Here is a 15,930-nt window from a genome sequence, read left to right on the forward strand (position 1 = left end):
CAATGGGTTTCAAAACCCAGCTTTACTGAATCAATGAAGTATTAGGAGAAGGTTCTACTCGATTTAAAATGTGGGGCACACCATGGTTTGAAAGCCACACGCCAAAACAAATTATGCGCTTCTTATATAGATAGCCTTTCATTGATGACTAAGGCGGCCGATCCAACAACCACACTGTCTGAATACAATGTTGTTTTAATCTGTGTTTTCTTTCCACCGTTTCCTACAGCCCGGGCTTTTATTGTTTCCCTCACTTTTTCCAAGAAAACATCACCTAATTGAATTAACGCGCCACCAATAATAATTAATTTCGGATCAAGTAAATTAATAAGATTGGTCAACCCAATACCTAAGTAGGTTCCCGCCCCCTCTACCACCTGTATGGCCACTTCAGATCCTCTTTCCATCCCTCGCACAATATCACCGAATACCAATTGATCAATGTCTTTTTTCCAGATAGACTCCTCCTGCCGTGGCATTTGCTTTAATATTTTCTTTACCTTTTCAGTGATTGCAATAGTTGAAACTAACGTCTCTAGACAGCCATAATTTCCACAACTACATTTCTCTCCATTGATATCAACCATGGTATGTCCAAGCATGCCAGATTCATGATGGCTTCCTCTATGAAGTCCACCGTTGACAACTATACCACTTCCAACACCAGCATCAGCCATGACATAGACAAAGTCATCGCTGCTCTTCCCCAGTCCAAACCACTTTTCCGCTAGAGCCGCAACATTGGCATTAATGTCCAAAATCACCGGAAGCCCTAATGCCTCTTCAATAACAAACTTAATAGGGAGGCTTGCTTCATTGTAAAAATTATAAAGTGTAATGAACCCTTCTCTCGTCTCATTTAAAGGGCCTGGCACGCCAACTCCAACCCCCAATATTTTTGATATGGGGATATCAAATTCTCTTAATAATTTATAATAACTTTCTTTCAAAAATTGAATGATATTACTAAAGTCTCCTTTATTATTTGTTTCAATCTTTCGAGATGAGACCACTCGTCCCCTAAAGTTAACAAGAGCAATTCTAACTATAGTACGCCCTATCTCAATACCGATGGCGTACACTGATTCTGGGTTGAAATCTAACAAAATAGGTCTTCTTCCAACTGTCGTCGAGCTTCCTAAACCACTTTCTAAAAGTATCTCTTCATTTAATAATTTATCAATAAGTCTTGTCACTGTTGGTTGAGGAATATTCAACGTCTTTGATAGTTCTATTCTTGAAATCGGACCATTATTTCTTATACTATCAATGATTTTCCCAATATTGTGATCCTTTATTAATTCAACGATTTCCAATATAGCCACCTTCTATGTACAAAAGTCTGATCCTCTAATCCAACGCTAAAGAAACTTGGCTTTCGTTAACTCGCCCTGTTGTGATTATAAAAATAATCACGCACTAAGGTTGCACCGCAAGTCGCAGGTGGGTCAAGGCAAGGCCTAACTAATACTATCCACCATAGGGTACGTCAGCGAATGTTTATAAATTCTAACGGGATAAAAAAACGGCAGAAAAAAACCACACCTCTCCTTCTATAGGAGGGAAAAAGGAATTACAGCATGATCATGTGGCAGCTCATGAATCCTGAACACTTATCGTTCAAGAGTTTTCAAGACCTATTTGCTCATAGGAGGATTGACGAGAAGGCTATGGAAGCGCGAGCCCCTTCTCATTCTGAGGCTTCGGAACTTTCCACCGTCTGATAAAGAGTAAATGATGCCCACCTAGCCAATACCTCTCCACCTCACAAATGATTCAAACACCAAAGCGCTTCTTTTATCAATCCTTCCTTCTAAATAGCTTAACAATAATTACACTTTTTGTTGAGTAAGAATACCTCACTGCCTAATCTTTCAATAAATAAGTGGATAAGACAAAACGAAAAGAGATCGCCCTCATACTGAACGATAAGATTTTAAAAGAGGCAGGGGAACCGGGCGAAGGTTATTCACGAATAAACGACGCGTTGTCCTGAAGAAGCTGACGACGAAGCAAGGTCTAGAAACTCAGGAACAGGAGCTTCTTGGGTCTAATAGATTTGAGAATCCTTAATGCACTTTGTCTAAGTGTCTTACATTTTTCAAGACACTTCGGCTAAAAACATCACATCCATGTGCTAACACCAAAGCTAGCACATCACTACCACCCCAAAAAGTAAAAAGCACTTTTCAGGGACCCCGATGGTGCGCCTGAGGAGGTGCCCGTGGAAAGCAAAGTGTTTTGACGGAGCGGCTCATCACTTACTCAAAAATCCGAACGCATGCCTTCAAATTGTGAATGCGTCCGGATTCTCTATGAGCTGAATCCTTCTGTCCCAGCCCCCTATTTATTTCTTACTTATTCAATGCCTTTTGATAAAGATCTGGACTAATAAAGTCATTACCATCCACCACTTTATCAAGTGAGCCATTCTCAACAAATAATTTCTCTAGATTTTCAAACCATTTCTTTGCGGTGCCGTCCTTCATCTTTGCTGCAATATCCTTAGAGGTCATAAATTGCGTCGTCGTGACTTGGACCTTAAGCGATTCTTGATCTACCCCTGTGAAATCAGAGGTCAGCTTAACGGCTTCATCAGTATGATTTGATCTGTAATTATTAGCCTTTCCTAAAGCCTCAAGGAACTTAATAACATTCTCTTTGTTACTTTTAAGATACTTTGGATTGGCAACCCAGCTTTGAGGAAAGACATAGTCTGGGAAGAAGTTCGTGTCGTCAGCTAACTTCACCATATTGCTCTTTCCAACTTTTTTTTCAATCTCATTCGTAAAAGGAGACCAAATCGCAACGGCATCTACTTTATTCGCTATGAACGCTGAAACTGCTCCTGAAACATCCATATTTACTTTTTTGACATCAGTTTCCTTAAGTCCTGCATTTTTCAAAGCTAGATTAAGAACCATATCACCAGAAGTTCCTTTTGGAACGCCTATCGTCTTGCCCTTTAACCCTTTAATCGACGATATCCCTGATTTTTTCGTAGCAAGTACCATGTCACCAGTATTCAAGCTGTCCACCGCAATAATATTTCCTTTTCCTTGTGCTGCTAAGAAAGTGGCTCCTGGTCCAATATAAGCAATATCGATGTCCCCTGAAGCCATCGCAGCAAATTCAGGGGGACCACTATCAAATTTAACTAACTTCACTTTAATACCTGCATCTTTAAAATAACCTTTTTTCTGGGCGATGACCAATGGTGCTGCACCATGTATATCCGGCATATAGGCAATTCTTAAAGTTGGAACTTTTTTAGAGTCCCCAGAGCTTGAGGAGCCACTACTTTTCCCACTAGAACACGCACTTAAAATCATAGAAAGAGCCATTATAATAGCTGTAATAATTAAATACTTGCGTTTCATACCTTTCACTTCCTTTAAATTATTTTTTCACAGATAAGTATTCTTTATAAACCTTAGACCAAATATCATTTTTGATTTCTGAAAATCTTTCTGATAGCTTGGTCTCTTGATTCCTTGGATATGGGATGTCAACATCGATGATTTCTTTGATCCTACCTGGTCTTGCACTCATAATGACAACCTTTTGTGCTAATAAAACAGCTTCATCAACGTCATGCGTTATAAAAAAGCACGTTTTTTTCTTAGTATCCCAAATGTGTAAGAGTTCTTCTTGTAATTGTGCCCTTGTCTGAGCATCCAGCGCACCAAAAGGTTCATCCATAAGTAAAATATCTGGTTCTGCAGTAAATGCCCTAGCAATCGCCACCCGCTGTCTCATCCCACCTGATAGCTCCTTAGGGTAAGCGTTTGCAAATTCTGTTAAACCCACTAGATCTAGGTATTCCATTGCCTTCTCTCTTCGCTGCTGTTTTCCCACACCATTCAGTTTAAGACCAAACTCCACATTCTTAAGTACAGTCTTCCAGGGAAACAACGCATATTGTTGGAATACGACCCCTCTCTCCTTTCCCGGCTTTATGATTTCTGCATTATCTGCCATAACAGAACCAGACGTTTTATTTTCCAGACCAGCTATTATATTTAAAAGGGTACTCTTCCCACATCCACTTGGTCCTACCACACAAATGAATTCATTAGCTTGTATTTCTAAGTTGACATCATTCAGGGCAACAACTTCTCCATGTCTTCCTTGATATATTTTCGAAAGATTCCTTATATTTATCTTAGGCATTATCTCATTCATCATTTACTCACCTCTTGCCAACCTGCTAATTTTTTCTCGAGATATAACACCAATTTGTCCATTATAAATCCAATGATCCCAATTAAAACGATGCCAAGAATGACTTGGTCCATCCTAAAAAAGGTGCCGGCCTCCATAATCATATTTCCTAGGCCTTTAGAAGCCCCCGTCATTTCAGCAGCAACCAAGGTTGTCCAAGCCGATGCTAATCCAAGTCTTACACCGACAAGAATATAAGGAAAAGATGCTGGAACAACCACTTCAAAAAAGATATCTTTATCATTTGCCCCAAGCACTCTAGCAGCCTTTATTAAGGTGGGATCAACATTGCGCACCCCTTGGTAAATGGAAACAACCATCACTAGAAAAGTGGCAACAAATATGACTGCTATTTTGGCACTTTCACCCACACCAAAAGCCACGATAACAAGTGGGATTAAAGCAATGGGGGGAATCGTTCTAAAAAATTGAATCCAGGGCTCTGTTAAAGAGCGGAAGGTGCCATACCAACCCATTAGAAATGCGATGGGAATAGCAACGACTAAGCCAAGAAGAAAGCCTGATAACACCCTAAAGATACTCGTATAAATATCAGAGATTAAGCCATTTTCCAGTTCTGAGATAAACGTTTTGATTAGGATAATAGGATTCGTAATAATCGTAGAGACTGAGGGAATTAATGCGAGTAAAAACCAAGCAATAATCCCTAGAGCAAGCGAAATGATAACCATTATCCGGTTGTCAATCCGAGATAGACTCAACCTTTTTTTCTTGATTTCCATAGCCTCTGCTTGTTTCTTTTCAAAATCAACATTATTAGTAGCCATACTCGACCTCCTTATGCACTAATAGCTTTTAAACTTCTCCGTAGGCTGAAGCCAATTCATCGGCTTTAATAAATTTTGCTTCCAGTTCCTTTGCCGCATTTCCCCAGCCTGATCGATTTAAATGTTCAATCCATGACTCTAATGTGACATATTTCCATGGTCCAGTCTTAACGACCTCTTGTAATGGGTCAACCATATTAAGTGGATAGCCCAAATGCTCTTGCTCCCATTCAGCTAATCTTGAATTCATTAAAGTGATGATTTCAGGAAATGCCTTTGCCACATTTTTTGTTTGATTGGGATCATTTATCATATCGTAGAGTGTCACATCTTCAAATCTATACAACCCTGGATGATACGTCCGAATGTAGTACCACTTCTCATCCCTCACCGCCCGCTGACACGTATAGAGTGCATGATCCATGACCAAGTAAGGTCTGCCCTCTTGTTCTTCCCCCTTTAATGTACTGACATAGGATTGACCATCCCATCCTGAAGGAATTGGTAAGCCTACTAAATCGGCAAGTGTGGCAATCACATCGACATTATATAAAAAGCCATCATACTCTTGACTCGACTTTGTAACGCCTGGAATTGACATAATTAGTGGCAAGTGATGCACTGCCTCAGTGGCACTTGCGTGTTCCCCATATATACCTTGTTCTCCTAATGATTCCGCATGATCAGCACTGATAATAAAGCAAACCTCATCTTCAATTCCGAGGGATTCTAAGGTTTTTACAATGTGGCCAATCTGCTCATCCATAAATGAAATGGCACCATCATAGCCATCAATTAAATGCTTGTAATCGTCTCTATTATTAATTTGTCTTGGCATGGTTGGTGGAATATTATCAACAGTGTGCAAAAAGCTAGCTGATCTTGGGAAACTATCTGATTGATGCTCCCGAATAATAGCTTCACTCGGAAAAGCGTTGACCGGGCTCTCTTTCCATTGCTCAACATACTCCTTTGGACATGTATATAAGGTGTGCGGATCCCAGTATTGAATATGCAAGAAATAGTTATCCTCTGTTCCATGTGCTTTTAACCAAGGGATAACAGATTCATTAACCTCATCCGCATTTTCATTTCCTTCCCTCAAGGTATGTGTATGCACTTCATTCCAGCCTGCAAAGTACCACCAAGCATGATGGCGATCACCAAATGAGGAGAAGGTTACCGTTTTATAGCCGGCCTCACGGAGATATCTTGTGAAAAAAGGATACTTTGCTGAATGCCCATCACCTTCTGGATAATAAAAGTTATATCCCGGTCCCCAATGTGTTAATGCACCATGATTGACACCAAATCGTCCTGACATAAAACTCGCTCTAGAAGGAACGCAGGGTGAAGAGGCTGCATAGCACCTATTGAATTTCATTCCCCTCTCAGCAATTTTGTCTATATTTGGAGTCGTCTGCCTATGATACCCATAACAACTCATATGATCAGGGCGCAGTGAATCAATATCAAAATAAATAAATCTCATAATAGCACCTCCAACAAGATAATCTAAATTCTTGTTTTCAATTATAGCGCTTTCACTAATTATATTCAATATGAATTTAATTAAAATTTAAAATAGGCATAAAACTGACAAAACGACTTTAATCAAGCATTTTATTCACAATTATATATTCATATTGAAATTATCTATCGATTAATTGCTTAAAAAACTTAGCTTATGCCGCTTCGTGGGTACCCCTGCGCCTATCATCTTAATCCAAAGCCATTACATTTCTATTAAATTAAATTATAATTAATTTTATAATTTTTATATGAAAACTTGGTTTTATTAATTTTATACGATCATCATACGGATTTTTCTTTTGAATTTGCAAATACTTTATCCTGATCGCTTCGGAACTCCTGTTGTAAGTTTCAAATCACATTTATGGTTGCCTTCAAGCCTCAGATGACGAAAAGCCAAGCCTGGTTAGTACTATCAATCTTAAAGACGTCAGCGAAGCTATAAATTTTGATAGTATAAAAATTACTCCATCCTTTAAGCGAAGCTCATCCGTTCTGGATAGGGTCCTTCAAGTTCTGCATAGACATCTATTAATTTCATAAACATCTGATTCTTTATTTCTTTATATCTCGGATCATTAAATAAGTTTTTATATTCATAAGGATCTTCTGTTAAATGATAAAGTTCACCTTCTGCACGATTTAAATAGTAGTTCATTTTATACTCATTCATTACTAACGTCTTAACATAGAAATTGGGCTCTGCCCGATTTTCTACCAAACACCAATCTCGTTCAGACCGATTAGGATTTTTAAAGATATTCTTTTGGCTCATCCCTTGCATTTCTGGCAACGGATCAATACCGCAAATATCCAATAGTGTAGGTGCCAGATCAGCAAGACTGATTAAGGATTCAGACTTAACGTCTTTTGGTAAAGTCTCAGGCCAGCTTACAACAAAAGGGACGCGAATGACATCTTCATAATGAATAGGACCTTTTAACCACAAGCCATGATTACCCGCATAATCCCCATGATCTGATGTGAAAATGATCATTGTATTTTCTAAAAGGTTTTCTTCCTTAAGCGTTTTTACTACTCGACCTAAATGATGATCCATTAAGCTTATCATGCCATAGTAAGCGGCTAACCACCTTTTGGCTCTCTCTATACCAATGGTTTTATTAGTATGACCAAGACATTGTATACCTCCAGTATCATGACCCGGGTCTGATGTTGTTTCAACATCAAGTTCATCCATTTTGCCTGCAATCAAATGTTGATGGATAGATGGCTTATCCATCATCTCCCCTTCCTTCGCATTAAAAGCCGGCAGGTTATCTGGATCATAAAGACTGTTCCAAGGTTCTGGACATAAGAAAGCATTATGAGGATCTTGAAAGCTACACCATGCAAAAAAAGGAGCCTCTTTTGATTGTTTAATATAGTTAATTGTTTGATCCGCTGTCCAACGCGTATAATGAAGTTCTTCAGGTATGTCCCATGACCCTTCTCGGTGGCCTCCACCTGGACCAAAATATTGTGAGGGATCCACACCTTGTTCTTCTAACCAAGCCCCATAGTGCATGCCATGTGAAGAATCTTCATCAGCGTGTCCATGGACCATCGCTACTGTTTCAAATCCATAATAGGGACCATTCCAGTTCTTCCAAAATTCACGATCATGAATATTAGGCGGGGCTTCGAAGCTTTCCTTATTCAAAACCGGCTTAAAATGTGCTTTACCAAATAATCCAGTATTATACCCAGCCTTCGACAACTCAGAACTCAATGTCCGACAATTTTCATCCAGTTCCACTCCAATATTCCAACATTTATGCCGCGATGGGTATTGGCCTGTAAGAATACTTGATCGACTGGGGGAACAGACTGGATTGGTGACATACGTCCTCATGAATGAGACGCCGTCTTTAGTTAATTGATCCAAATTAGGCGTAGAAATTGTCTCATTACCTAACGCATGAATGGTATTCCAGTGTTGTTGATCTGTAGTAATTAACAAAATGTTAGGTCTGTTAGTCATTCAATCATTCACCCCTTATGGTTATTGCCATTGCAGAAAAACTGTTCATTGATTGTAGTCGGTATATTAAAGCAATATTTATCTTTTAATTTAAACTGAAACTATTAAAAACGGAGCCAAGAATAAAAACAAAGCGTTTTCAAAATAACCGACCTGTAATTAAGCTTAAAACTTAGAGCGAAGTCTCTTCTCTATTAACTTTTATAAAATAGAAGCGCCACGCCGTTACTCTGCTGATCTATCTGCCAAAGAGCTGTTCATTATTGAAGGTTCACACCACATCCTTTCATTGCTTAAAATAAATACTGTTCGAGCTCTCTCACGCTTTTTCAATTTGTAAAAATATGATACAGGCTACCTTCACTTTTTCGACAAAAGTTTAATTTAATAATAGTGTAATAAAACAATGGTGTGACTAGAATAGCATTATGTTAGAATTATTTTAACATTATGTTAGATAGGGGGCTAAAGCATGGACAGTTTCACCCATGAATATGCGAGCCACTGGTATCATAACCCAACGCTTACCGAAAAATCAGGCGGCCTTTGGATTGTAAGAGGGGGGAAAAATAAAGCAAAGCCTAACTATGTCGTTGGGCCACGGTTCATCAATTATTTCAGTTTACATTTTATCTTTGAAGGGAGTGGGAGCTTAAGCTTTAATAACGAGACCTTTCATTTAAATAGTGGGGACCTGTTTTGCTTATTTCCCCAACAGTCCTATATCTATAATACAGATCCGGAGAATTTGCTGCATATGCAATGGATTGCTATTGATGGCAAGCAAGCCCCCTCCCTCATTTTCCAAATAGGCTTAACGGCCTCCAAGCCCATTCTTAGGAAGGTAATTACTGAGGATCTACTCACCGAATTAAATGCCTTATATGCTTCATTTGAACTTGATGATAAAAAATTTGCCCTACATCGCTTGGGACACTTATTTGAAATTTTTCATTTACTTTCCTTGCAAAATCAAGAGGTAGATCATTTTTCCTCAGATGACTGGATTCATCAAGCAAAGGATTATCTCAATATCCACTATACTGAAAATTTATCCGTCGAGGATGCTGCACAATATTTTGGTGTCCATCGAAGTTATTTTTCTGACTGCTTCAAACACACCTTTAACATTTCACCAAAGAAATACCTTGTTCAGCTTAGAATGAACAAGGCGTATCAGATGATTGAAGACGAAACCTATTCCTTTACAGAGATTGCTCATTCCACAGGATACTCAGATATCTATTCCTTTTCAAGAGCCTTCAAAAACTATTATGGCTTTTCACCAAGACAGGTAAAGGAAAACTGATCGAATAATGGTGTCTATTTTTTTGAGGATACACTCTTTTTGAGCGGGAATGGATGATATAAACAAAAAAATTCCCCACGTCCTACAAGAGTAAAGCATGCAACTTGGGGAAGCCTCCTCATAGAAACATCGTGGTTCCTATGTTTTTTCCAGCCTTTTATATTAGAAAGCTTAGCTTATACTCAACCGCTGCGCCGAGCACAGCCTGATGTTCATGCTTTCTTACCTGTTTAGAAAAACCGGGCAAAGAGCATGCCCGGTCCTTGCTTGGTATAGAGCATCATCCAATATGAAAGAGGCTTCATTACCTGGTCAAGTGGATGGAGCGCAAGGCACGAGATTCGGGACACTCTAAAATCGTGTGTTCCTCGGGCGCCGCTGACTCATGATGCGGAAACTAGAATCCTGCGGGAAGTGGGAGATCGGTAAGACCTTAGCAGTGCGAAGGCGCGAGGAGGCTTACCACTCCCCCGCGGAAAGCGAGCGGCCTGGAGCGGAAATCCGCACCGTCCTCATGATCAGCTTAAACTTTCCTTAGGCTGTGCATTCCCATAAACAGGCTTATCACGTTTTGACGGTGCGACATAATGTGCCGCATTAATGATGACCTTCTGTACATCGGATTGGTAATAGGTTGGGAAGGTTTCATGTCCTGGTCTAAAGTAAAAGATTTTCCCTTGACCGCGATGGAACACACAGCCGCTTCTGAAGACCTCTCCACCCTTGAACCAGCTCAAAAAAATCAGCTCATCAGGGACTGGAATATCAAAATGTTCCCCGTACATTTCTTCATGTTCTAGCTCGATGGTTTCCCCGATCCCTTCAGCTATCGGATGGCCTGGGTTGACCACCCAAAGACGTTCATTCTCTCCTGCCTCACGCCATTTTAAGTCACAAGACGTCCCCATCAGACGTTTAAAGATTTTAGAAAAATGACCGGAATGGAGAACAATTAATCCCATGCCATCTAAAACCCGTTGGTGGACACGACTGACAATCTCCTCAGACACCTCATCATGGGCCATGTGTCCCCACCAAACAAGCACATCTGTTTGCTTTAAGACATCCTCAGTCAGACCATGCTCCGGCTCATCAAGTGTCGCTGTTTTTGTTGCGAACCCGGCTTCATTTAGAAAGTCAGCAATGGCTTCGTGAATCCCACTGGGATAGACTGCTTTGACGGCTTCATCATTTTTTTCATGTCGAAATTCATTCCATACTGTTACATTCATCTCTCTAACACTCCTCTACGTTTGTCTATTCTTTTACTGATCCCGAAGTTAGTCCTGAAACAATGCGACGCTGGAAAATAAGGACTAAGATGACAAGTGGAACCGTCACAACAACTGTTGCCGCGCAAATTTCTCCCCAAGGTACGGAATACTGTCCTGAAAACATTGAGATTCCAACGGGTACGGTTTTATAAGCCTCGTCGGTATTAATCGTTAATGCAAAAAGGTATTCATTCCATGCTGCTATAAAGGCAAGGATAGCCGTGGTAAATATCCCAGGGACGGCCAATGGAAAAATGATCTTCCGATAGGTTTGCATCAGCGTGGCGCCATCCATTTTAGCCGATTCCTCTAGCTCTTGTGGTATTTTTCTAAAGAACGTAACCAAAATCCATATGGAAAGCGGCAGGGTAATCGTAATATACGGAATAATTAAACCCGTATAGCTATTGGTTAACCCCAAATGCATCAGAATAATATAAATTGGCGAAAGTGTTGAAATCTGCGGAAACATTGTTACTGATAATGTTAACCCTAGTATCACGGATTTGCCACGAAAACGTAATCTTGCCAGAGCATACGCTGCAAATGAAGCAAATAACACGGAGATAATCGTTGTGCTTGCTGCGATAATAAAACTGTTTTTAAGATAGTTTAAAAAAGGATAATCAACAAACACTGAAACATAATTATTTAATGTTGGATGATCAGCAATCCAGTTAAACGCCTGGCTCCCGTATAGCTCTGTCGGAGGCTTGAAGGAGCTGAGAAACACCCAGAGAAACGGAAACATGATAACAAAAACAAAGACAATGAGAAACAAATAAAAGGATACCCCTGCTTTCTTTTCCATTTCTATTCCTCCTTATTTTTTTGAGCCTTCGGGTAAGAGATCGGAGCCCAACAATTTGACAAAAATGGCTGAAATGATGGCCACACAGATAAAGACGATAACAGACAGCGCTGAACCACTTCCAAAATCCGTCTCAGAGAACATGACTTTATACGCGTAGATTGAAATCGTTTCTGTCGAGTTTGCTGGTCCTCCCCCCGTCAAAACCGAGATAAGGTCAAAGACGCGGAAGGCATCCAAAGTACGGAATAAAAGAGAAACCAAAATACTTAGCTTTAGCAATGGCAGCGTGATGTTAAGAAATTGCTTCCATTTATTTGCTCCATCAATTGCAGCCGCTTCATAAAGTGATTTTGGAATGACTTGCAGTCCTGCTAAGAGCAATAAAGCCATATAAGGTGTAGTCTTCCAAACATCGGTCAAAATGACAGAGAACATGGCTCCATCTCCGGTTGTGAGTAAGGTCCCCATATTATGGATCAAACCAATTTTTTCAAAGAACTTTGCGATAATCCCGCTCTGTCCATCATAGAGATACTTCCACATCATTGCGGAAACGGCAGTTGGTATCGCCCATGGCACAAGTACGGCGGCTCGAATCAAACCTCTACCAAAGAAGGCTTTATTAATAAGCAGGGCGATCGCTAACCCCAGTACAAACTCTATTGCGACTGAGATCACTGTAAAAACAACGGTATGCAAGATGGCTGCCCACATTCGCGAATCCTTCAAAAAGTGCGCATAATGTTTTAAACCAATAAAATTCGGCTTATTCAAGGTATCTTCAAGGCCTGAAGCTAGCCCAATATCCTTTTTTGCATTGGATAAGACCTTAGTATTTTGATTCAGAGCCTTCAATTGCTTTGTGACTTGATCTGTGGCCTTTTGAATAGCCTCAGCTGTTGACTTACTAATGGTCACTATCGAAAGCTTTTCTGACGGTGTTTTATAATTATTGAGGATGTCATTGACTTTATTATAACGATCCCCAGATTCTTTTCGGATTTCATTATCAATCGTCGTGAGCTGTTGATTGATTTTCGTTAAGGTAGCTTTCGGCTCTCCCGAAGCTTTAGTCGCATCATTTTTTAAATCCGCCATTAAAAAGGGGGCATTATCTAAATAACGATTTAAATCAAGGCTATAATGCCTCGTTGTTGATGCCTTTGTCGGATCATTCAACTTGTAATCAAATAAACTAAAATACATGGATTGTAGGACCGGGTAAATCGCAATGACAAAGATCAGGATAAGAGCCGGACTCATTAAAAGATAGGCAGCTTTCCAATCTGATTTTTTATGAAGTTTTTTCTGAGCCTTCACTTTCAACACCTCGTTTAGGAGTATTGGCCTTCATGGACATGAAGGCCAATTTGCATATCAGCATGCTCCCCGTTGTTGGTTTTACATTTTGAGGATATAGTTACTTCATGGCTGCTTTCATTTTTTGATCCATATTGGCCGCTGCTTTTTCCGGTGTTTCTTTGCCCGCTAACATTTTTGATAGTTCAATTTGAATAATGCTTGAAATTTCTTGATAATTTGGTGCAACTGGGCGAGACACCGCGTTAGCCACAGCATCTGTGAACCCTTTTTGTTTAAAGAATGGATTTGCTTTTAATACATCTGGATCTTTATACAAGCTCATGATCGCTGGTGCACTCCCTCCATTAATGGCCAGGATCTTTTCTCCTTCTTTGCCTGTCATGAATTTTAGGAATTCCCAGGCTTCTTTTGGATGCTTAGAGTACTTATTGATGCCCATTTGCCAGCCACCGAGAGAGGAAGCGGAGCCGTTATCACCTGCTGGAAGAACGGCGACACCAACCTTACCAACGATTTTAGATTTGTCTTTATCATTAGCATCTGCCCACATATATGGCCAGTTACGGGCAAAAACGGTTTGCCCTTCAATAAAGGCGTTATCTGTATCCGTTTCTTCAAAGTTCGTGACATTGTTTGGTGTAATCCCTGAATCGATGACCTTCTTCAACTCCTTAAGCCCCTTGATGGTTTGAGGAGTATTCACAGCTACATTGCCATCCTTATCAATAAATTGTCCACCATAGCTGCCAAGATACTCTACAGCATTACATACAAGTCCTTCATACTGTTTGGCTTGTAATGCAAAGCCATATTTTGTTCCGTTTTTCCCTTGAAATTCTTTAGCATCTTTAATCAATTCGTCCCATGTTTTCGGTGGGCTTTTAACAAGATCTGTGCGGTAGAATAATACACCTGCATCAACAAAGAGAGGAAGCGCCCATTGTTTGCCATTAAACTGCGCTGCACTTAAAGCGCCTTTGTTGTAGTCGCTAAGGTCGACATTATCCTGTTGAATAAAGCGATCAAGTGGTAAAGTATAGCCGGCTTGAGCAAATTCAGCTGGCCAAACCACATCCATGTTGATGACATCGATAGCACTGGATTTTGCATTAAACGCTGTCACATACGCATCATGCTGTTTTCCTGTGTCATTGGGTTCTTCTTGAATCTCCACGTGAATATTAGGGTGTTCCTTTTCAAAGGCTGCAATCATTTTGGTTGTAGCATCTGTTGTATCTTTACCACGGGCATAAACGATCGTTACTTGCTTCTCCTTACCTGAGGACTTGCTGCTCTCTTTACTTGATGAGGCACTTGAATGATCCTTAGATGATGAACAGGCTGACAAAATCAGTCCGAAAGCCAATACGATCACTACTAATACGTTAAACCTTTTCAAATTCATGAGTGCTTCCCCCTTTTCAAAAGTAAACGCTTACATATTGTGGAATCGATTTCACAAAAACAAAAAATTGATTATGTGGAGTGTCTTACCACCAAATGTAAGGGTAATTCAGTGATTTCATTGACGGGTACCGATTGATTTCTGAGAAAACGAATCATCATTCTAATGGCGGTTATACCAATTTGTTCAACGGGTTGATAGACGGTAGAAATCGCTGGATCCATCAATTCAGCAATGGGTTGGTCGTCAAATCCTAATATGGCAAGATCATCGGGGACAGCCGTCCCATTTCTCTTCGCTTCAGCAATCATCCCTAATGCCACTTCATCGCTGCTTGTGAACACAGCCGTTGGTCGATCGGCTTGCTGCATCAATGCATGATAAATGCGCTTGCCATCTCGTGTATCGTAGGCATCCTTAAACATCCACCGCTCATTTAATGGGAGTCCATACTCATCTAAAGCCTTTTTATACCCTGCATAGCGTTCTCTTATATTGGTAAACTGACTGCCTGCATAACAATAAGCAATCTTTTTATGCCCTCTTTCGAGCAGATGCTTCGTCCCTATATAGCCACCCTTTAATTGATCTAAGCAAACAATAGGCGCTTCAGTATGTGGTGGATATTCATTGCAGAACATAATCGGACCAAACTCTTTATATGGCTTAATAACATCCCACTCATTCTCCGTTGAGGCAAAGATGATGCCGCCAACCTGTCGGGTCTTTAACCAATTGAGATATAAGAGCTCTCTTTCCTTTTGTGACTTCGTCTGACACACAATGAGCTGAAAACCCACTTCAGCTGCAATGTTCTCCATGGCATCAACAAGCTTGCTAAAAAAGGGATTTGATAGTCTTGGTATCAATACGCCTATTGTTTCATGCGTTTGCGTACGAAGTTGTCTGGCGATGGAATTTGGGACATACCCCAATTGCTCCATTGCCTGTTGTACACTTTTGCGCTTTTCTTCCGTTACATAGGGATGATTATTAATCACTCTAGAAACGGTAGCTCGTGATAAGCCTGCCAGACGCGCCACATCCTCGATTGTTGCCACGATGATTCCTCCTCTCTGTCAGCACCTCCCTATTTGATTTAGAGCATCAGCTTAACAATTCTGAAATCGATTTCAACTCAGATTATAAATGAAAGCGCTTTATCATTCAAGCGTTTTTTGCTTTTTAAAATAATTTTATTTTCTTAATACCGTTAAAAGCCTTTCAAAACGCTGATTTTTTTGCTTAAAAATATAAATCCCCCTCTGCTACAACC

Annotated in this window: 12 protein-coding genes; 1 reads left to right on the top strand and 11 read right to left on the bottom strand. The window is 40.2% G+C overall.

Going from position 1 to position 15,930, the window contains the following annotated elements; all coding sequences use genetic code 11:
• Window positions 1-122: 122 nt before the first annotated feature.
• The 6 genes from IEW82_RS00210 to IEW82_RS00235 form a co-directional block, all read right to left on the bottom strand.
• Entirely contained in the window at window positions 123-1,316 is a 1,194-nt protein-coding gene (locus IEW82_RS00210) for an ROK family transcriptional regulator (RefSeq protein WP_188687681.1), read from the bottom strand.
• Between the two features lie 1,038 nt (window positions 1,317-2,354).
• On the bottom strand, window positions 2,355-3,380 hold the full coding sequence (locus IEW82_RS00215; RefSeq protein ID WP_188687683.1) for an aliphatic sulfonate ABC transporter substrate-binding protein: 1,026 nt from the start codon (window positions 3,378-3,380) through the stop codon (window positions 2,355-2,357).
• A gap of 19 nt (window positions 3,381-3,399) precedes the next feature.
• The gene (locus tag IEW82_RS00220; protein WP_188687685.1) at window positions 3,400-4,188 is read right to left on the bottom strand and encodes an ABC transporter ATP-binding protein; all 789 of its coding nucleotides are present in this window, start codon (window positions 4,186-4,188) and stop codon (window positions 3,400-3,402) included.
• Complete coding sequence (locus IEW82_RS00225) at window positions 4,185-5,012, bottom strand: ABC transporter permease (RefSeq protein ID WP_229672133.1); 828 nt, start codon at window positions 5,010-5,012, stop codon at window positions 4,185-4,187. Before IEW82_RS00225 ends, IEW82_RS00220 begins: the two co-directional genes overlap by 4 nt.
• 28 nt (window positions 5,013-5,040) lie before the next feature.
• Window positions 5,041-6,504, bottom strand: a complete 1,464-nt coding sequence (locus tag IEW82_RS00230; RefSeq protein ID WP_188687687.1) for a sulfatase family protein — start codon at window positions 6,502-6,504, stop codon at window positions 5,041-5,043.
• Window positions 6,505-7,020: 516 nt separating this feature from the next.
• Window positions 7,021-8,529 (bottom strand): sulfatase family protein, encoded by a 1,509-nt coding sequence (locus tag IEW82_RS00235; RefSeq protein WP_188687689.1) that lies wholly within the window; start codon window positions 8,527-8,529, stop codon window positions 7,021-7,023.
• A gap of 472 nt (window positions 8,530-9,001) precedes the next feature.
• Between IEW82_RS00235 and IEW82_RS00240 the strand changes: the two genes are divergently transcribed.
• Window positions 9,002-9,838, top strand: a complete 837-nt coding sequence (locus IEW82_RS00240; protein ID WP_188687690.1) for a helix-turn-helix domain-containing protein — start codon at window positions 9,002-9,004, stop codon at window positions 9,836-9,838.
• Between the two features lie 518 nt (window positions 9,839-10,356).
• Here IEW82_RS00240 and IEW82_RS00245 read toward each other — a convergent pair.
• The 5 genes from IEW82_RS00245 to IEW82_RS00265 form a co-directional block, all read right to left on the bottom strand.
• Window positions 10,357-11,070 (bottom strand): ThuA domain-containing protein, encoded by a 714-nt coding sequence (locus IEW82_RS00245; RefSeq protein ID WP_188687692.1) that lies wholly within the window; start codon window positions 11,068-11,070, stop codon window positions 10,357-10,359.
• 25 nt (window positions 11,071-11,095) lie between these two features.
• Entirely contained in the window at window positions 11,096-11,923 is an 828-nt protein-coding gene (locus IEW82_RS00250; protein ID WP_188687695.1) for a carbohydrate ABC transporter permease, read from the bottom strand.
• A gap of 12 nt (window positions 11,924-11,935) precedes the next feature.
• Entirely contained in the window at window positions 11,936-13,189 is a 1,254-nt protein-coding gene (locus IEW82_RS00255; protein WP_188688819.1) for an ABC transporter permease subunit, read from the bottom strand.
• Window positions 13,190-13,346: 157 nt separating this feature from the next.
• The gene (locus IEW82_RS00260; protein WP_188687696.1) at window positions 13,347-14,654 is read right to left on the bottom strand and encodes an ABC transporter substrate-binding protein; all 1,308 of its coding nucleotides are present in this window, start codon (window positions 14,652-14,654) and stop codon (window positions 13,347-13,349) included.
• A gap of 71 nt (window positions 14,655-14,725) precedes the next feature.
• Entirely contained in the window at window positions 14,726-15,715 is a 990-nt protein-coding gene (locus IEW82_RS00265) for a LacI family DNA-binding transcriptional regulator (protein WP_188687697.1), read from the bottom strand.
• Window positions 15,716-15,930: the final 215 nt, after the last annotated feature.

This window comes from Pullulanibacillus camelliae (assembly GCF_014642655.1).
In the GTDB taxonomy this organism is placed as follows: Bacteria; Bacillota; Bacilli; order Bacillales; family Sporolactobacillaceae; genus Pullulanibacillus; species Pullulanibacillus camelliae.